This window comes from Delftia sp. DT-2, from assembly GCF_028401915.1.
GTDB lineage: Bacteria > Pseudomonadota > Gammaproteobacteria > Burkholderiales > Burkholderiaceae_C > Comamonas > Comamonas tsuruhatensis.
In genome coordinates this window covers 320,086-337,967 of the sequence record NZ_JAQOTI010000005.1, presented here as the reverse complement: position 1 = coordinate 337,967, position 17,882 = coordinate 320,086, and the positions used below count along the sequence as shown (strand labels likewise).

At 68.9% G+C, this 17,882-nt stretch carries 15 protein-coding genes; 11 read left to right on the top strand and 4 right to left on the bottom strand.

What is annotated here, in order from left to right; all coding sequences use genetic code 11:
- The first annotated feature begins 100 nt into the window (after positions 1 to 100).
- The gene (locus PO605_RS11085; RefSeq protein ID WP_231574576.1) at positions 101 to 1,267 is read left to right on the top strand and encodes a helix-turn-helix domain-containing protein; all 1,167 of its coding nucleotides are present in this window, start codon (positions 101 to 103) and stop codon (positions 1,265 to 1,267) included.
- Between the two features lie 10 nt (positions 1,268 to 1,277).
- Here the strand turns inward: PO605_RS11085 and PO605_RS11080 are convergent, their stop codons facing one another.
- A complete protein-coding gene (locus PO605_RS11080) occupies positions 1,278 to 2,195 on the bottom strand; it encodes a LysR substrate-binding domain-containing protein (RefSeq protein ID WP_047475301.1) in 918 nt (305 codons plus the stop codon).
- A 105-nt stretch (positions 2,196 to 2,300) separates the two neighbouring features.
- Here PO605_RS11080 and eno point away from each other — a divergent pair, with 105 nt between their 5' ends.
- Positions 2,301 to 3,626: a phosphopyruvate hydratase gene (gene eno / locus PO605_RS11075; RefSeq protein WP_272206493.1), complete on the top strand. Its 1,326-nt coding sequence runs from the start codon at positions 2,301 to 2,303 to the stop codon at positions 3,624 to 3,626.
- Here the strand turns inward: eno and PO605_RS11070 are convergent.
- Entirely contained in the window at positions 3,581 to 4,540 is a 960-nt protein-coding gene (locus tag PO605_RS11070) for a class I SAM-dependent methyltransferase (RefSeq protein WP_272206492.1), read from the bottom strand. The genes eno and PO605_RS11070 overlap by 46 nt on opposite strands.
- A gap of 156 nt (positions 4,541 to 4,696) precedes the next feature.
- The gene (locus tag PO605_RS11065) at positions 4,697 to 5,011 is read right to left on the bottom strand and encodes a hypothetical protein (RefSeq protein WP_016446792.1); all 315 of its coding nucleotides are present in this window, start codon (positions 5,009 to 5,011) and stop codon (positions 4,697 to 4,699) included.
- Between the two features lie 163 nt (positions 5,012 to 5,174).
- Between PO605_RS11065 and PO605_RS11060 the strand changes: the two genes are divergently transcribed.
- The 5 genes from PO605_RS11060 (at position 5,175) to PO605_RS11040 (ending at position 9,592) form a co-directional block, all read left to right on the top strand.
- Positions 5,175 to 5,894 (top strand): methylated-DNA--[protein]-cysteine S-methyltransferase, encoded by a 720-nt coding sequence (locus PO605_RS11060; RefSeq protein ID WP_272206491.1) that lies wholly within the window; start codon positions 5,175 to 5,177, stop codon positions 5,892 to 5,894.
- 137 nt (positions 5,895 to 6,031) lie between these two features.
- Positions 6,032 to 6,823 (top strand): SDR family oxidoreductase, encoded by a 792-nt coding sequence (locus PO605_RS11055; protein WP_016452876.1) that lies wholly within the window; start codon positions 6,032 to 6,034, stop codon positions 6,821 to 6,823.
- Between the two features lie 117 nt (positions 6,824 to 6,940).
- Positions 6,941 to 7,363, top strand: coding sequence for a PaaI family thioesterase (locus tag PO605_RS11050; RefSeq protein WP_016446794.1), 423 nt, complete (start codon positions 6,941 to 6,943; stop codon positions 7,361 to 7,363).
- Positions 7,364 to 7,461: 98 nt separating this feature from the next.
- Entirely contained in the window at positions 7,462 to 8,481 is a 1,020-nt protein-coding gene (locus PO605_RS11045; RefSeq protein WP_012205200.1) for an NADP-dependent oxidoreductase, read from the top strand.
- 205 nt (positions 8,482 to 8,686) lie between these two features.
- Positions 8,687 to 9,592 (top strand): SDR family oxidoreductase, encoded by a 906-nt coding sequence (locus PO605_RS11040; protein ID WP_016446795.1) that lies wholly within the window; start codon positions 8,687 to 8,689, stop codon positions 9,590 to 9,592.
- A gap of 3 nt (positions 9,593 to 9,595) precedes the next feature.
- Here PO605_RS11040 and PO605_RS11035 read toward each other — a convergent pair whose 3' ends face one another.
- Positions 9,596 to 10,294 (bottom strand): Lcl C-terminal domain-containing protein, encoded by a 699-nt coding sequence (locus PO605_RS11035; RefSeq protein WP_272206490.1) that lies wholly within the window; start codon positions 10,292 to 10,294, stop codon positions 9,596 to 9,598.
- A 183-nt stretch (positions 10,295 to 10,477) separates the two neighbouring features.
- Between PO605_RS11035 and PO605_RS11030 the strand changes: the two genes are divergently transcribed.
- From PO605_RS11030 to PO605_RS11015, 4 genes are all read left to right on the top strand, one after another.
- A complete protein-coding gene (locus PO605_RS11030; protein ID WP_047475129.1) occupies positions 10,478 to 11,719 on the top strand; it encodes a multidrug effflux MFS transporter in 1,242 nt (413 codons plus the stop codon).
- A complete protein-coding gene (locus PO605_RS11025; RefSeq protein WP_272206489.1) occupies positions 11,716 to 13,140 on the top strand; it encodes an MFS transporter in 1,425 nt (474 codons plus the stop codon). The genes PO605_RS11030 and PO605_RS11025 overlap by 4 nt, the downstream gene beginning before the upstream one ends.
- A gap of 166 nt (positions 13,141 to 13,306) precedes the next feature.
- On the top strand, positions 13,307 to 14,668 hold the full coding sequence (locus tag PO605_RS11020) for an efflux RND transporter periplasmic adaptor subunit (RefSeq protein WP_272206488.1): 1,362 nt from the start codon (positions 13,307 to 13,309) through the stop codon (positions 14,666 to 14,668).
- 18 nt (positions 14,669 to 14,686) lie between these two features.
- Positions 14,687 to 17,875, top strand: coding sequence for an efflux RND transporter permease subunit (locus tag PO605_RS11015; RefSeq protein ID WP_016452871.1), 3,189 nt, complete (start codon positions 14,687 to 14,689; stop codon positions 17,873 to 17,875).
- Positions 17,876 to 17,882: the final 7 nt, after the last annotated feature.

Here is a 17,882-nt window from a genome sequence, read left to right as displayed (position 1 = left end):
GAGGTTACCGAGCCCGGCAATCCGCTCCAACACGGGTGATTTCCCTAGTGCTGTCCTGTGCCGTGGCGGAACAACAATCGCGGCAGTTTTGATGTCCGTCATGCAACAGCCGCCTCCCGCCCCACTGCCCTCCAATCCCTTCTATGCCTCGCGCCAGGACCGGGTGGCCCTGGCGCGCGAGCGCTATTTCGAGCGCGGCGAGCGCCCATCGGGCCTGGTGTCCGAGCCCGTGCTGCAGTCCTGGATACGCTGCCTGGGCGCCAGCCGCAGCCCCGACGAGAAGATCAGCTTCGACCCGGTCAGCAAGATCCGCACGGCCACCTTGCTGACCCACAACCGCGCGCTGATCGAGGCGGCGCGCGACCCCATCGCCGAACTCGAAACCGTGATCGCGGGCAGCCAGGCGCGCGCCATGCTCACCTGCAGCGAGGGCGTGGTGCTGATCGCCTCGCGCCCGACGCCGGGCGACGGCCCGCTGCTGCTCACTGCGGCTCGCGTGGGCGTGAACATTGCCGAGGATGCCGTGGGCACGGGCGCACCCGGCGTGGCCGTGCGCACGGGCGAGGTCTGCCATGTGCGTGGCGGCGAGCATTTCTTTCGCTGCCTGGCCTCGCTGCACTGCGCGGCCGCGCCCGTGCGCGACGCCAGCGGGCGCACCGTGGCCATGCTGGACCTGAGCAGCGAGGCGGGCCCCTTTCGCTTCGATGCGGGCGCCATGGCCCACATGTACGCCACCTGCATCGAGAACCGGCTGCTGGTGGGCGCCGCCCGCATGCACCTGCTGCTGCGCTTCCAGTCCAGCCGCAGCATGTTCGGCACACCGCTGGAAGGGCTGGCCGCCGTGGATGGCGGCGGCATGGTGCGCTGGTTCAACGGCGTGGGTGCCCAGTTGTTCGACTGCCCGCGCCGGCCCGCCGAGGGGCTGGCGGCAGAGGAAGTCTTCGGCCTGGGCCTGAACCAGTTGCTGGAGCTGGCCCACCACGGCCAGGCCCGCCCGCAGATGCTGCCCACGGGGCTGACGCTGTGGATGCAGGTGCAGCTGGATGAGGCATCTTCCCAGGTCGAGGAGGTGCTGCCGGCCATCGAGGCCCTGCCGCAGCCCGCCGAGGCGCCGTCCGAGGCACCGTCCTCCCTGGGCGAGGCCAGCCGCGAGCTGATCGAGCAGGCCCTGGCCCGCTGCCAGGGCAATATCTCGCAGGCCGCCCGCATGCTGGGCGTCTCGCGCGGGCTGCTGTACCGGCGCCTGCGCGAATGGGGCAGGGCCTAGGCCGTCTGGCCTATGCCGGCATGGCGGCCAGTGCGCCGCGCATCCATTCGATGAAGACCCCTGCCTGGGCCGGCAGCGCACGCCCTGCAGCTGGCACGGCGCGCAGGCCGCCCTCGAAGGGCACGAAGCCATGGGGCGCCACCAGCAGCCCCTCCTGGAGCTCGCGTGCGATCAGCCGCTGCTCCACGAGGGCAACGCCCAGGCCCGACAGTGCTGCCTCTATGCACAGGTGGGTGTGCGGGAACGCCAGCGTCTCGCCCAGGGCCACGGGCTGGCCCGTCAGGGCTTCCCACTGGTTCCAGGCGCTGGCCGTGTACTCATGTGCAATGCGCGCGCGGTTGGCGGGCCGGCGCCGGGCATAGGCCGGCGTGCAGACTGCGCCGAAGTGCACGGGCGCCAGTTCGATGGCGCGGCGGCGGTCTGCCTCGCCGTAGGTGGACAGGTCCCAGGCAATGATCAGGTCGGCGCCTTCATTGCGCATCTCGCGCGCCGAGGTCATGGACAGGCGGATGCGGATATGTGAGTGGCTGCGGTAGAACACCGCCAGCTGCGGCACCAGCCAGCGCATGGCAAAGGTGGCGCTGCAGGCTACATGCAGCCCCGGTGCCTGGGCGTCGCGCGCCAGCTGGGCATAGGCGGCCTCCAGATGGTCGAAGGCCGTGCGCACCGAGGCATGGAAGACGGCGCCGGCCTCGGTCAGGCGCAGGCCCGTGCCTTCTTTCTCGAACAGCGCCGCGCCCGCGTGCTCCTGCAGCAGGCGCAGGTGGCGGCTGATGGCGCCGTGGCTGCGGCACAGTTCCTCGGCCGCGCGGGTCACCGAGCCGGTGCGGGCAATGGCCTCGAAGGCGCGCAGGGCGGCCAGCGGCGGCAGTTGTCTCATGGCAATCAATTCGTCAGAAAAACTGACGCATGGGCAGAAAAACTGCATTGTCCCGCATCGCCGTGATTTCTAGCATGAAGGCCTGTTCATTGGAGTTGTGCAGGCTTGCCAGCTCCTTTGCACAGTTCAATTTCTTGACGAAAAGGAGTTTCCATGCAGATCACCGATATCGCGGCCCATGAGGCGCTGGACAGCCGGGGCCATCCCACCGTGGAGGTCGAGGTCGAGCTGGAGGACGGCGCACGCGGCCTGGCCCTGGTGCCCTCGGGCGCCTCCACGGGGCGGCATGAGGCGCTGGAGCGGCGCGACGGCGATGCCTCGCGCCACCTGGGCAAGGGCGTGCTGGGGGCGGTGCAGGCCGTCAACACCGAGCTGCGCGATCTGCTGCGCGGCATGCAGGCCGACGCCCAGGGCCGCATCGACACGGCCATGATGGCGCTGGACGGCACGCCCGGCAAAAGCCGGCTGGGCGCCAACGCGCTGCTGGGCGTGTCGCTGGCCGTGGCCCGCGCGGCGGCGGCCAGCCAGCGCATGCCGCTGTGGCGGCACATGGGCGGTGCCCAGGCGCGCGTGCTGCCCGTGCCCATGATCAATGTCATCAACGGTGGCGCCCATGCCGACAATCCGCTGGACTTCCAGGAGTTCATGCTGCTGCCGGTGGGGGCGGACAGCTTCGGTGAGGCGCTGCGCATGGGCGCCGAGGTTTTCCACGCGCTGCGCCATGCCCTCAAGGCCGCAGGCCACAGCGTCAACGTGGGCGACGAGGGCGGCTTTGCGCCCGCCCTGCGCAGCGCGCCCGAGGCGCTGGACCACCTGATGGCCGCCATCGAGCGCGCCGGCCTGCGCCCCGGCAGGGACATCGCCCTGGCCCTGGACCCTGCGGCCAGTGAATTCCATGGCGAGGACGGCTACCGCTACGCGGGCGAGGGCCTGGTGCGCAGCCGCCAGCAGCAGGTGGACTACCTGGCGCAACTGGTGGAGCACTACCCCATCGTCTCCATCGAGGACGGCATGGCCGAGGACGATATCGAGGGCTGGCAGGCCCTGGGCCGGCGCCTGGGCGGACGCTGCCAGCTGGTGGGCGACGATGTGTTCTGCACGAACCCCGGCCTGTTCGAGGGCGGCATTGCCCGGGGCGTGGGCAACGCCATCCTGGTCAAGATCAACCAGATCGGCACGCTGACCGAAACCTGGGACGTGCTGCGCCTGGCGCATGGCGCGGGCTATGGCGTGGTGATATCGCACCGCTCGGGCGAGACCGAGGACACCAGCATTGCCGACCTGGCCGTGGCGGCCCAGTGCGCCATGATCAAGACCGGCTCGCTGTCGCGCGCCGACCGCACGGCCAAGTACAACCGGCTGCTGCGCATCGAGCGCGAACTGGGCCCGGCCGCCGTCTATGCGGGGCGCCGTGCGCTCAAGGGCCGGGCGGGTCAGGAAGCCGTGTCGGCCGCTGCGGGTGTTGCGGGCGCCCTGTAGACCAGCACCTTGAGGCTGCGCTCGGCGTCGATGTCGGCGAAGGTGGCCGGATTGGCCAGGCGCTCGACGAACTCCAGCTCGGGGGCCACTTCCTGCATCTGCGATGTCAGGAACTGCGTGCCCATCTCGGGCGCGTTCAGGCACAGCAGCACATGGCCGCCGGGGCGCAGCAGGTCGGGCAGGCGGCGCATCAGGCGGGCATAGTCCTTGGTGGCGACGAAGCTGCCCTTCTGGTAGCTGGGCGGGTCCACCACGATCAGGTGGTACGGCCCGCCGCGCGTGATCTTGCCCCAGCTGCTGAAGATGTCGTGGGCCAGGAAGCTGGCGCCCGACAGATCGTTGAGCCGGTGGTTCTGCTGGCCCGTGGCCAGCGCGCCCTGGGCCATGTCCATGTTCATCACATGGCGCGCCCCGGCCTGCAGGGCCACTACCGAAAAGGCGCAGGTATAGGCGAACAGGTTGAGCACCTTGATGCCATGGCGGTGCTCGGGATGGTTGGCGACATGCGCGTGCACCCAGCGCCGGCCTTCGGCCATGTCCAGGAACAGGCCGTGGTTCTGGCCGCGCAGCACCTGCACGCGGTAGCGCGTGCCGGCCTCGGTGACGATGTGCGGGTCTGGCACTTCGCCGGCCATGAGCCGGGTTTCGGCGGGCGCGGCGGGCTGGCGCAGCTGGTAGACCCAGTTCAGGGGCTGGCCCGGTGCCAGTTCGCTACAGCGCAGTGACAGCGCCGTGCCGATGGCGGCCAGGGCGTCTTCGTCCAGCGGCTGGAAGCTGGTGAGCACCAGCACGGGCGGAAAGGCATCGAGCACCAGATGCTCGCAGCCCGGGTACAGGCCGCCACGGCCGTGGAAGATGCGTTGGGCGTCGGAGGGCAGGGCCATCCGGGCGATGGCGTCGAGCAGGGCTTGCATGGGAAAGGCTGGGTCTGGCAGGGGTGCCGGGCATGCCCGGTGGAACCGCTTGGAACCAGGCAGGGGCCGACGAAAAGGTCTGCCAGTGTATGCAGTTTGGGGCCCAGCCCAGGCAAACCCGGGCTCAGGCCCCATTCAGCGGTGCCGCGGGCAGGCTCAATGCCGCCAGCCGCGGCGCACCTCGAAGAAGCTGCACTCGCCATCGCCCAGGCCCTGCATGCCGGCCTCGGTGGCGGCGCGGGCGGCTTTCATCCAGCGGGTGAAGGCGAGCTTGGCGTCTTCGCTGATTTCCTCTGGAGGCATGTCCTCCAGCCCCTGTACAAGCGACAGGGTTTCGCTGACCTGCTCGGCACTGCCGAGCTGGCGTTCCAGCACGCGGGCATAGCGTGCCTCGGCCTTGTTGCGTTCCTGCTCGGGCAGGTTGGGGTAGTCACACAAGGTGACGGTGAAGGCGGCTTCTTGCATGTCCATGGTTCATGAGATGAGGATGATGACTGGCGAAATATACAGTAATAACTGGCTGCACATCCAGTATTTATCCAGTGTTTTTTTACAGTGTCGTGCCGGTGGGGTCGCTGCGGGCAGCGGCGGCAGCCATGCGGCCACAATCGCCTGCAAGGAGAAAACCACCGCCATGACGAACGAATCGACCACGGGCAGCCCGGCCTGGGACCCCGAAGCCACGGGCCATGCGCTGTTTGCCACGCGCTTGGGACCCTGCGGCGTGGCCTGGGGCGAATGCGGCCTTGCGGCCTTTCAGTTGCCCGAGGTGGACGGCCCGGCTGCCACGCGCACGCGCATGCTGCGCGGCGTGCAATCGCGCAGGCCCGGCAGCTATGCGGCAGCGGTGCGCGCCGAGGACCTGCCGGCCGCCGTGGCGCAGGCCATCGCCGGCGTGCAGGTGCTCATGGCGGGCCATGGCGAATGGACCGTGGAGCCTTCCGCGCCCAGCGCGCAGCAGTTGCGTGACGGCCCGGTGCTGCCCGATCTGCGGGCACGGCGCATGCTGCCCGCAGGCCAGGCATTGCCGGATCTGGCCGAGCTGGCGTTGGACTGGCACGGCGTGTCGGAATTTCACCGCCGCGTCTACGAGCTGACGCGTGCCATCGCTCCCGGCCATACGCGCACCTATGGCGAGATCGCGCGCGAGTTGGGCGAGGTGGGCCTGTCGCGCGCCGTGGGACAGGCGCTGGGCCTCAACCCCTTCGCGCCCGTGATTCCCTGCCACCGCGTGCTGGCCGCCGGCGCCCAGCCGGGCGGTTTTTCGGGCGGCGCAGGTGCGCTGACCAAGCTGCGCATGCTGGAGATCGAGGGTGCGGCCTGGGGCGGCACGCGCTCGCTGTTCGGGGATTGACGGGCCGGACACGCATGTGACATGCGGCACGGCGGGGCGGCTTGCACAATCGCCGCTGCAGGCCGTCCCGGCAGGGGAGGGCCGCCCTCCATTCCACCCATGACCGGCACACAAGACCCGGACCAGGAGACAGACGAATGACTCGCAATGTGCAGCAACTTTTCGACCTCACCGGCAAGACGGCCCTGGTGACCGGCGGCTCGCGCGGCCTGGGCCTGCAGATGGCCCATGCGCTGGGCGAGGCGGGCGCCAGGATCATGCTGAGTTCGCGCAAGGCCGCCGACCTGGAGGAAGCCGCTGCCGAGCTGCAGGCCGCCGGCATCGACGCCCGCTGGATCGCCGCCGACTGCGCCAACGAGGCCGATATCGAGCGCCTGGCCGCCGAGACGCTGGAGCGCCTGGGCCAGGTGGACATCCTCATCAACAACGCGGGCGCCAGCTGGGGCGCGCCGGCCGAGGAGCACCCCGTGGCCGCCTGGGACAAGGTGATGAACCTCAACGTGCGCGGCTACTTCCTGCTGAGCCAGCAGATCGCGCGGCGCAGCATGATCCCGCGCAAGACCGGGCGCATCATCAACCTGGCCTCCATCGCAGGCCTGGGCGGCAACCCGTTGGGCATGAAGACCATTGCCTACAACACCTCCAAGGGAGCCGTCATCAACTTCACGCGCGCGCTGGCCGGCGAGTGGGGCGTGCATGGCATCACCGTCAACGCCATCTGCCCGGGCTTTTTCAAGACCAAGATGGCCAGCGTGCTGATCGAGACCCTGGGCGAGGACGAGATGAAATCCCATGCCCCGCTGCGCCGCCTGGGCGACGACGAGGACCTCAAGGGCCTGACCCTGCTGTACGCCAGCGACGCGGGCAAGCACATCACGGGCCAGTGGATGGCCGTGGACGGCGGCGTCAGCGCCCTGGTGGGCGGCTGAACGCGGCGGCGCTGCTGCCGAGGTGACAGTTTTTCCCGCAGATCGTGCCGCCGCGCGCCATGCTGCCTTCGGGCGCCCTTATGCTCGCCTGCATTGCGATCTGAACTGGAGAATTTCGTGCTGGATTTTGGCCACCCCATCCCCTTCGTCGACCACCTGGGTTTCACCCTGCACCGCATGGAGGACGGGGAGTCCGAACTGCGCTTCGAGGCGCGTCCCGAGCACCTGAACACCTTTGACGTGACCCACGGCGGCGCCACCATGACCCTGCTGGACGTGACCATGGCCGTGGCCGCGCGCAGCCTGCAGCGCGACATGGGCTGCGTGACCATAGAGATGAAGACCAGCTTCATGCAGCCGGCGCGCGGCCCCCTGGTGGCCAAGGGCGTGGTGCTGCACCGCACGCGTTCCATGGCCTATACCGAGGCGCGCGTGTTCGATGCCTCGGGCCGGCTGTGCAGCCATGCGACCGGAACGTTCAAGTACATGCCGCGCGTGGCCAAGCCGGCCGCCGCCGAGACAACCCTCGCCACGGACTGATCCGCACGGCGAATTTGCCAGATACCCAATGCCACACGCCAGCCCCGGCAGCACCGGGAACTGGTTCCATTGTTTGTGATGCCACCGGAGGTTTTCCCATGCCCGTGAACCAGCAGATACTGCTCGACAACCGCCCCGAGGGCGAAGCCGTGGAAAGCAATTTCCGCCTTGTCAGTACCGAGACCCCGGCGCTGGCCGAAGGCCAGGTGCTGGTGCGCCACCACTACCTGAGCCTGGACCCCTACATGCGCGGCCGCATGAATGACAGCAAGAGCTATGCCCAGCCCCAGCCGCTGGGCGAGGTCATGATCGGCGGCACCGTGGGCGAGGTGGTGGAAAGCCGCCATCCCAAGTTTGCCGTTGGCGACAAGGTCGTGGGCATGGGCGGCTGGCAGGAATACAGCGTGGTCGATGGCGATGCGCCCGGCATGCTGCGCAAGGTGGACACCACCCATGTGCCGCTGTCGCACTACCTGGGCGCCGTGGGCATGCCCGGCGTGACGGCCTGGTACGGCCTGGTCAAGATCATCGCCCCCAAGGCCGGCGAGACCGTGGTGGTCAGCGCCGCCACGGGCGCCGTGGGCAGCGCGTTCGCGGCCCTGGCCAAGGCGCGCGGCTGCCGCGTGGTGGGCATTGCGGGCGGCCCCGAGAAGTGCCGCTACGCCACCGAGGAGCTGGGCTTCGACGCCTGCATCGACTACCGCGAGCACCCCGACACCAAGACCATGGCCAAGGCGCTCAAGGACGCCTGCCCGCAGGGCATCGACGGCTACTTCGAGAACGTGGGCGGCTACATCCTCGACGCCGTGCTGCTGCGCACCAACGCCTTTGCGCGGATCGCGCTGTGCGGAATGATCGCGGGCTACGACGGCACGCCGCTGCCCATGACCAATCCCGCGCTCATCCTGATCAACCGCATCCGCATCGAAGGCTTCATCGTCAGCGAGCACATGGAAGTCTGGCCCGAGGCGCTGCAGGAACTGGGCCGCCTGGTGGGCACCGGCAAGCTGCGCCCGCGCGAGAGCATTGCCGAAGGCATTGCCTCCGCACCCTCGGCCTTCCTGGGCTTGCTCAAGGGCAAGAACTTCGGAAAGCAGCTTGTGAAGCTCACCCCCTGAGTCGCTTCGCGCCTTCCCCCCGTGGCACGTCGCCTCTCTACTCGCTTCGCGAGGGAGGGGGACGACACCCTCGGTGCGGGGCGGCCCTTCCTCGGTGTCCCTGAGGCGGGCTCTGCCAGTGCCAGGAGGGAGGGCTGTGTACGGGCCAGGGTTAATTGCCAAATCCTTCCACAAGAACATCAGGACAAGACAAGGAGACAAGGGAATGATCAAGAACTTCAAGGGCAAGACGGCCGTGCTGACGGGCGCGGGCTCGGGTTTCGGCCTGGAGTGCGCGCGCATTGGCGCGAAGCTGGGCATGAACCTGGTGCTGGTCGATGTGCAGCAGGAGGCGCTGGACAAGGCTGCCGCCGAGTTCGAAGGGCAGGGCGTGCGTGTGCTGGCACGCCGCGTGGATGTGTCCGACGCAGCCCAGATGCAGGCCCTGGCCGACGAGGTGCGCCAGCAGTTCGGCGCGCCGCACTTCGTGTTCAACAACGCAGGCGTGGGCGCGGGCGGGCTGGTCTGGGAGAACACGCTGGAAGATTGGCAGTGGGTGCTGGGCGTCAACCTCTGGGGCGTGATCCACGGCGTGCGGCTGTTCACGCCCATGATGCTGGAGGCCGCCAAGGCCGATCCGTCCTTCGAGGGCCACATCGTCAACACGGCCAGCATGGCCGGGCTGCTGGCGCCTCCCAACATGGGCATCTACAACGTCAGCAAGCATGCCGTGGTCAGCCTGACCGAGACGCTGTACCAGGACCTGGCCCTGGTCTCCGACCAGATCAGCGCCAGCGTGCTGTGCCCCTTCTTCGTGCCCACGGGCATCAGCCACAGCGAGCGCAACCGGCCCAGCCATCTGGCCGCGCAGCCGCTGACGGCCAGCCAGAAGATCGGCCAGGCCATGAGCGAGAAGGCCGTGGGTTCGGGCAAGGTCACGGCCACCGATGTGGCGCAGAAGGTCTTCGACGCCATTGCGGCCAACCAGTTCTACATCTACAGCCATCCGCAGGCGCTGGGCTCGGTCCAAACCCGCATGGAAGATGTGGTGCAGGGGCGCAATCCCACCGACCCGTTCGCGCACAAGCCCGAACTGGGCGCCAGCCTCAAGGCCTCGCTGCGCGCGGCCTGAGCGTCAGTCCTCCTCGTCCGGGTCCGGCCTGTGGGGGGCTGGCTTGGCGGGAGCCTCGGCCTTTTCGTCGGGCGGCGCGGAGGGCAGGGGCCGCACCAGCCGCACCATGAGCTGGTTGCCGCGCCCCATGTCGGGCCGCGTCTCCAGGCTGTCGAGGTCAATCGCCCAGGCCTGCTGGGCCGACAGCTGCGTACCGGCGCTGCCCGAGATGTTGCTGTAGTTGTAGGGATTGACGGGCCGCGCGTTCACCGCTGCCGTGCCCGTCCAGTGCCAGCCGCGCGGTGCGCTCGGGAACAGCTCGGGCGACAGGCCTTGCGGCCGGATGTCGCGTGAGATCAGCCGGCGCATCTCGTTGACGCGCGGCAGGCGCCAGCGCACGCCGTCCTGCTTGGCCCGCTCGGCGGCCAGGGCCTGCGCCTGCTTGTGCGTGAACAGCTCCGGCAGGCCCGTGCAGGTCTTGCCATTCCAGTGCATGCCTTCCACGCAGCGCGGCCACAGCAGGCGGGCGCGGCGGTCGATCACGTCGCGGCCGTCTTCGGACACTTCCAGCATGGCAGTGGCGCCGGTCTTGGCGTCACCGCGGGCCTGCGGCGGCGCCGCATGGGCCGGGTCCTGCATGCACGTGCCCAGCAGCAGGGCGGCGAGCAGGGGCCTTGGCAATGCGTTGAGGGTCGGCAGGAAGAGGGGCGTGGATGAGTGCATGGGGTGTCTATGCTGCTGTGGTGGCAATCTCGTATCCGAGCGTAACAGGGTTGCAGCCCCGCAAACTTGTGCCACGGCAAGCCGCCAGCGCCGCACGCGCCGGCCTGCCTGCCCAGGAAATGTGAGCACCGCCCTGCAGCCCGCAGCGCTTGCCGCCACAATGGCGCGTCTATGTCTGCGTCTATGCCTTCTCCCTCTTCTTCTCCCGCTTCCCCTGATTCCCACACGCTGCGCCTGGTGCTGATCCTGGGCCTGCTCTCGGCCATCGGCCCGTTTGCCATCGACATGTACCTGCCCGCGCTGCCCCAGATCGGCAGCAGCCTGGGCGCCCAGGTGGGCGCGGTGCAGGCCAGCCTGACGGCCTTCTTCCTCTCGCTGGGCGTGGGCCAGCTGCTGTACGGGCCGGTCTCGGACATGGTGGGGCGCAAGCCGCCGCTGTACTTCGGCCTGGCCGTGTTCGCGCTGGCCAGCGTGGGCTGCGCCATGGCCACCAGCATCGAGACGCTGGTGGTGCTGCGCTTCATCCAGGGCCTGGGCGCGGCGGCCGGCATGGCCGTGCCGCGCGCCGTGGTGCGCGACCTGCACACCGGCCATGCGGCGGCCCGCATGATGTCGCTGCTGATGCTGGTGTTCAGCGTCTCTCCCATCCTGGCGCCGCTGGCCGGCAGCGGCGTGATCGCCGTCAGCAGCTGGCGCGGCGTGTTCTGGGCCGTGGCCGTGGCGGCCGTGATCGGCCTGGCGGCCGTGTTCATGGGCCTGAAGGAAACGCGCGGGGCCGCCGCGCGTCTGGACAGCAGCGTGGCCGGCGCACTGCGCGCCTACGGCGTGCTGCTGCGCGACTGGCATTACCTGGGCCTGGTCTTCATCGGCGGCTGCGCCATGGCGGGCTTTTTCGTCTACCTGGCTGGCTCTCCCTTTGTGCTGATCAACTACTACGGGCTCAGCTCCACCCAGTACAGCTTGGCCTTCGGGCTCAACGCCATCGCCTTCATCGGCGCGGCGCAGTTCACGGGCTGGCTGGGCCAGCGTTTCGGCCTGGTGCGCGTGGTCAAGGTGGCGGCCACCGGCTCGGGCCTGGTGATGCTGTCGCTGCTGTCGTACTACCTGCTGGGCGGTGAGCGGCTGGCCGTGCTGATCGGCCTGTACTTCGTGGCCAGCGCGCTGATGGGGCTGGTGATTCCGACGACCTCGGTGCTGGCGCTGGAGGAGCACGGCGCCATTGCCGGCACGGCCTCGGCGCTGCTGGGCACTCTGCAGATGCTGTCGGGCGCTGCGGCCATGCAGATCGTGGGCCTGTTCTCCACGGGCAAGCCCCTGCCCATGGTGGTGGGCATGGCCACGGGCGCGCTGATCGGCGTGGCCCTGGCCTGGATCACGCTGGGCGGTGCGCGTGCCCATCGCGTGGGCACAAAGGGCCATTCATGAACCTGGCATCCGCGGCAGAGGCTGCGCCTGTCCACGATGGCCTTCCGTCAGGCCCTCGCGGCCAGGCGATGCTGGTCATCATCCTGGGGCTGACGCTGTCGGTGCTGGACAGCACCCTGGTCAATCTGGCACTGCCGGCCATGGCGCGCGAGCTGCAGGCCAGCTCTGCCCATACGCTGTGGGTGGTCAATTCCTACCAGCTTGCCAGCCTGGTGCTGCTGCTGCCGCTGGCGGCCCTGGGCGAACGCCTGGGCTACCGACGTGTGTACCTGGTGGGCATGCTGGTGTTTTCCGTGGCCTCGCTGGCGGCCATGCTGGCCACGTCGCTGCCCACGCTGGTGGCAGCGCGTGCGCTGCAGGGCCTGGGCGCTGCGGGCGTGATGAGCGTCAACGCCGCCCTGGTGCGGCTGATCTATCCGCGTGCCTTGCTGGGCCGGGGCATGGCCGTCAATTCGCTGGTGGTGGCCACGGCATCCATGGCCGGGCCTTCGGTGGCGGCGGCCATTTTGTCGGTGGCCAGCTGGCCCTGGCTGTTTGCGGCCAACCTGCCGCTGGGCTTGTTCACGCTGTGGCTGGGACGCCGGGCGCTGCCGGCCAATGCGGTGCCGGCACACGCGGGCGCGCGGCTGTCGCCGCTGGATGTGCTGCTCAACATCCTCATGTTCAGCCTGATCTTCCTGGGCGGCGAGCAGCTGGGCATGCGCGCCGGCGGTGCCCAGTCGTCCCTGCCTTCGGGCTGGTGGCTGCTGGGCGCGGGCCTGCTGGTGGGGCTGTGGTATGTGCGCCGCCAGTGGCGCCTGCCTGCGCCGCTGCTGCCGGTGGACCTGCTGCGCATTCCGGTGTTCGCGCTGTCCATGTGCGGATCGGTGAGCGCCTTTTGCGCGCAGATGCTGGCCTACCTGGCCCTGCCTTTCCTGCTGCTGGAGTCGCACGGCATGTCGCCCATCGAGGCCGGGCTGCTGATCACGGCCTGGCCGCTGGCCACGGTGATGACGGCGCCCATTGCGGGCCGGCTCATCGGCCGCTATGCGGACGGGCTGCTGGGCGGCATCGGCATGGCCATGTTCGCCTGCGGCCTGTGGGCGCTGGCGGCCATGCCCGATGCGCCCTCGACCCTGGACATGGTCTGGCGCATGCTGCTGGCGGGCAGCGGCTTTGCGCTGTACCAGTCGCCCAACAACCACACCATCGTGACCTCGGCGCCGCTGGCACGCAGCGGCGCGGCCGGCGGCATGCTGAGCTCGGCGCGGCTCACGGGGCAGACGCTGGGGGCCGTGGTGCTGGCCACCATCTTCACCGTCTCGGGCGGGCATGGCGGCCATGCCGAAATCGTGGCCCTGGCCGTGGCGGGCTGCTTTGCGGCCATGGCGGGCGTGTTCAGCATGCTGCGCGTGCGCACGGCGCCCGCCGCAAGGCACTGAACAGACCGGCAAATGGCATTGAACTTGCATGTGTCGGCGCGCTCCGACACCTGCATCATCCTGGATGGTCTTGCCACGAGACTGCGGTGGCATGCCATCCACTTTACAAACAAGAAATATGGGCACTGCACAATCGTGCGATGCCCCCAACGACTTCGCTGTTCCTATGAATTTTGACGTGCCTCTTTCGCCGAGTACGCGCCTTGCGGCGCCTTCCGATTCCCAGCCCGGCGCAGGGCACACACAACCTTCTGCCTCGCTTGCACGCAGCAAGCGCCCCGGTGCTGCCGTGCTGTGCGCGCTGGCACTGGCCGCCAGCCTGGCCGCCTGCTCCAGGCAGGATGCAGCGCCCGCCGCCGCAGCCAAGGCTGCGCCCGAGGTGGGCGTGGTCACGCTGCAAAAGCAGAGCCAGCAGCTGGAGGCCACGCTGCCGGGCCGCACACGCGCCTCGCTGACCGCCGAGGTGCGGCCCCAGGTCTCGGGCATCGTGCAAAAGCGCCTGTTCACCGAAGGCGCCCTGGTGCGCCAGGGCCAGCAGCTCTACCAGATCGACGCGGCCTCGCTGCGCGCCACCGAGGCCAGCGCCCAGGCGGCCCTGGCCAAGGCCGAGGCCAGCGCCCGCACGCTGGAGGCCACGTCGCGGCGCAATGCCGAGCTGGTCAAGATCGATGCCATCAGCCAGCAGGCGTTTGAAGAAAGCCAGGCCGCCGCAGCCCAGTCGCGCTCGGACGTGGCCGTGGCCAAGGCCAATCTGGAGACCGCGCGCATCAACCTCAAGTACAGCCGCATCGAGGCGCCCATCAGCGGGCGCATCAGCCTGTCCACGGTGACGCCGGGCGCGCTGGTGACGGCCAACCAGACGGAGGCGCTGACCTCCATCGTGCAGCTGGACCCCATGTATGTGGACTTCACCCAGTCCACCAGCGAGCTGCTGCAGCTCAAACGCGACTGGGATGCCGGGCGCTTCCAGAAGGTGGAGGGCGACAAGGTCGCCGTGCGTATCCGCCTGGACGATGGCACGGAATACGGCCACCAGGGCAAGCTGCAGTTTGCCGGCGTGATCGTCAATGCCACCACGGGCAGCGTCACGCTGCGCGCCGTGGTGCCCAATCCGCAGGGCCTGCTCATGCCCGGCATGTATGTGCAGGCGCTGCTGCCCACGGGCCTGGCGCCCGAGGCGATGCTGGTGCCCCAGCAGTCGGTGACGCGCGACCTGACCGGCAAGGCCAGCGTGCTGGTGGCCAAGGCCGACGACGTGATCGAGCGCAGGCCCGTGAACATCGACCGCGCCGTGGGCAATATGTGGCTGCTGCAGGACGGCCTGTCGGCCGGCGAGCGCGTGGTGGTCGATGGCTTCCAGCGCATCAAGCCCGGCGACAAGGTGCGTGCCGTGGAGGTGGACCTGCGCGCCAAGGCCCAGGCCCGCAAGGGCAAGCCGGCCGACGGGCCGGCAGCACCTGGCGCTGCGGACAAGGCGCCTGCTACAGCCCCTGCACCGGCAGCGGCTCCTGCTCCCGCCGCCGGCTAAGCCGCAGGAACCCGTCACATGGCTCAGTTCTTCATCAACCGGCCCATCTTCGCGTGGGTCATCGCCATCGTCATCATGCTGGGCGGCGCGCTGTCCATCTTCACGCTGCCGCTGGAGCAATACCCCGACATCGCGCCGCCGCGCGTGACCATCGGCGCGCAGTACACAGGCGCCTCGGCCGAGACGGTCGAGAACTCGGTGACCCAGATCATCGAGCAGCAGCTCAAGGGCATCGACAACATGCTCTACATGAGCTCCACGTCCGACGCCTCGGGCCGCGCGCGCACCACGCTGACCTTTGCGCCGGGCACCAACATCGACGTGGCCCAGGTGCAGGTGCAAAACAAGCTGCAGTCCGCCGTGAACCGCCTGCCCGACGCCGTCAAGAGCCGGGGCGTGTTCGTGAACAAGGGCGGCCAGGACTTCCTGGTCACCTACAGCTTCTTCTCCAAGGACCCGGCCATGACCGCGGTCGACATCGGCGACTACCTGACCAGCAACCTGGTCGACGTGATCGGCCGGCTGGACGGCGTGGGCGATGTCAACGTCTTCGGCACCAACTATGCGATGCGCATCTGGATGGACCCGGCCAAGATGGAGAAGTACGCGCTGATGCCGTCGGACCTGGTCAATGCGCTGAACTCGCAGAACGCCCAGGTCTCGGCCGGCCAGCTGGGCGCGCTGCCCGCCGTCGCGGACCAGCAGCTGAACGCCACCATCACGGCGCGCACCAAGCTCAAGACGGTGGAGCAGTTCGAGGACATCGTCCTGAAGTCGTCCGTGGACGGCTCGGTGGTGCTCATGAAGGACGTGGCCCGCGTGGAGCTGGGCGCCGACAACCTGACCATCAAGGCCAAGCTCAACGGCCTGCCGGGCGCGGGCATGGGCATCGTGCTGGCCGATGGCGCCAACGCCATGAACGTGGCCGACACCATCGCCGCCAAGCTGGCCGAGCTCAAGCCTTTCTTTCCCAACGAGATCGACTACTTCGTCAGCTCGGACTCCACGCCCTTCGTGCGCGCCTCCATCAAGGAAGTGGTCAGCGCGCTGGGGGAGGCCATGATCCTCGTGGTCATCGTGATGTTCATCTTCCTGCAGAACTTCCGCGCCACGATGATCCCCGCCATCGCCGTGCCCGTGGTGCTGCTGGGCACCTTCGGCGTGCTGTCGCTGGCCGGGTACTCGATCAATACGCTGACCATGTTCGCCATGGTGCTGGCCATCGGCCTGCTGGTGGACGATGCCATCGTCGTGGTGGAGAACGTCGAGCGCGTGATGCACGAGACGGGCATGTCGCCCAAGCAGGCCACGCGCCAGTCCATGCGCGAGATCACGCCGGCCCTGGTGGGCATCGGCGTGACGCTGTCGGCCGTGTTCGTGCCCATGGCCTTCTTCGGCGGCTCCACGGGCGTGATCTACCGGCAGTTCTCCATCACCATCGTCGCGGCCATGGCGCTGTCGGTGTTCGTGGCGCTGACGCTCACGCCGGCGCTGTGCGCCACGCTGCTCAAGCCGCCCGCAGCGGGCGGGACAGGGCATGACCGCCCCATCCGCAGCGGCATCCTGGGGGTGAACGACCGGTTCTTCCGCTGGTTCAACCACCATTTCGACGCCACGGCCGCGCGCTACCAGGGCACGGTGGCGTACTCGCTGCGCCGCGCCAAGCGCATGATGCTGATCTTCCTGGCCGTCTGCGGCGTGGTCTGGCTGTTGATGGCGCGCCTGCCCACGTCCTTCCTGCCCGACGAGGACCAGGGCTTTGTCTTCGTCAACATCAACCTGCCCTCGGGCGCGGCCGACACGCGGCTGCAGGGCGTGCTCGACGAGGTGCGCGACTACTTTGCCAGGCAGCCCGACGTGCTGAGCTTCTACCAGGTCTCTGGCCTGAACGGCGACCAGGCCTCGGCACGCGCCTTCGTGCGGCTGAAGACCTGGGAGGAGCGCCCGCTGCCGGGCCAGTCGGCCTCCGAGATCGCGCACCGGGCGACCCGGGAGCTGGCCTCCATCCGCGATGCGCGCGTGCTGGTCATGCTGCCGCCGGCCGTGCGCGGCCTGGGCTCCAGCTCGGGCTTCAACTTCATGATCAAGGACATGAACGGCCTGGGCCACCAGGCGCTGCTGCAGGCCAAGGAAAAATTCCTGACCGAGGCCCGCAAGCGCCCCGAGCTCACCAATCTGCGCATGACCAACCTGGAGGACGCCAGCGAGCTGCGCCTGGACATCGACGACCGCAAGGCCGCCGCGCTCGGCCTGTCGTACACCGACATCAACAGCGTGCTGTCCAGCGCCATGGGCGGCACCTATGTCAACGACTTCCTGAACAACGAGCGCGTCAAGCGCGTCTACATCCAGGGCGATGCGCCGCACCGCATGCTGCCCCAGGACATCGCCAAATGGACGGTGCGCAACGGCAAGGGCGAGATGGTGCCGTTCAGCGCCTTCTCCAGCAGCTACTGGGCCTACGGTTCGCCCCAGCTCATGCGCTACAACGGCAACCCGGCCTACGAAATGGAAGGCCGCGCCGCGCCGGGCGTCAGCTCGGGCACCGCCATGCAGATCGTCGAGGACATCCTGCGCACGCTGCCGGCCGGCATAGGCTACGAGTGGACGGGCGCCTCGCTGCAGGAGCGCCAGTCGGGCGCGCAGGCGCCGCTGCTGTACGCCATCTCCATCCTCTTCGTGTTCCTGTGCCTGGCGGCGCTGTACGAGAGCTGGACCGTGCCGCTGTCCGTGATGCTGGCCGTGCCGCTGGGCGTGGTGGGCGCGCTGGCCGCCACCTATACGCGCGGGCTGACCAATGACGTGTACTTCCAGGTGGGCCTGCTGACCACGGTGGGCCTGGCATCCAAGAACGCCATCCTGATCGTGGAATTTGCCGTGCAGCTGCAGGAGCAGGGCAAGAGCATCTTCGACGCCGTGGTCTCGGCCGTGCGCCTGCGCCTGCGGCCCATTTTGATGACCTCGCTGGCCTTCGGCTTCGGCGTCATTCCGCTGGCCATCGGCACGGGTGCCGGCGCTGGCGGGCGCAATGCCATCGGCACGGCCGTGCTCGGCGGCATGCTGGCCTCCACGGTGCTGGGCATCTTCCTGGTGCCGGTGTTCTTCCTGCTGATCCGCAGCTGGTTCAAGAGTCACTCGCGCACGGATGAAGAAAGCCCGCAGCAGGCAACCGACTCACCCCATACCACCAAGGAGAGCGCAGCATGAGGCGCCG

Coding starts and splice junctions, on each gene's coding strand:
- PO605_RS11030 (WP_047475129.1), top strand. CDS start 10,478: ATGCCTTCTCCCTCTTCTTCTCCCGCTTCCCCTGATTCCCACACGCTG.
- PO605_RS11025 (WP_272206489.1), top strand. CDS start 11,716: ATGAACCTGGCATCCGCGGCAGAGGCTGCGCCTGTCCACGATGGCCTT.
- PO605_RS11080 (WP_047475301.1), bottom strand. CDS start 2,195: ATGCAGTTTTTCTGCCCATGCGTCAGTTTTTCTGACGAATTGATTGCC.
- eno (WP_272206493.1), top strand. CDS start 2,301: ATGCAGATCACCGATATCGCGGCCCATGAGGCGCTGGACAGCCGGGGC.
- PO605_RS11020 (WP_272206488.1), top strand. CDS start 13,307: ATGAATTTTGACGTGCCTCTTTCGCCGAGTACGCGCCTTGCGGCGCCT.
- PO605_RS11035 (WP_272206490.1), bottom strand. CDS start 10,294: ATGCACTCATCCACGCCCCTCTTCCTGCCGACCCTCAACGCATTGCCA.
- PO605_RS11060 (WP_272206491.1), top strand. CDS start 5,175: ATGACGAACGAATCGACCACGGGCAGCCCGGCCTGGGACCCCGAAGCC.
- PO605_RS11055 (WP_016452876.1), top strand. CDS start 6,032: ATGACTCGCAATGTGCAGCAACTTTTCGACCTCACCGGCAAGACGGCC.
- PO605_RS11015 (WP_016452871.1), top strand. CDS start 14,687: ATGGCTCAGTTCTTCATCAACCGGCCCATCTTCGCGTGGGTCATCGCC.
- PO605_RS11085 (WP_231574576.1), top strand. CDS start 101: ATGCAACAGCCGCCTCCCGCCCCACTGCCCTCCAATCCCTTCTATGCC.
- PO605_RS11045 (WP_012205200.1), top strand. CDS start 7,462: ATGCCCGTGAACCAGCAGATACTGCTCGACAACCGCCCCGAGGGCGAA.
- PO605_RS11040 (WP_016446795.1), top strand. CDS start 8,687: ATGATCAAGAACTTCAAGGGCAAGACGGCCGTGCTGACGGGCGCGGGC.
- PO605_RS11070 (WP_272206492.1), bottom strand. CDS start 4,540: ATGCAAGCCCTGCTCGACGCCATCGCCCGGATGGCCCTGCCCTCCGAC.
- PO605_RS11065 (WP_016446792.1), bottom strand. CDS start 5,011: ATGGACATGCAAGAAGCCGCCTTCACCGTCACCTTGTGTGACTACCCC.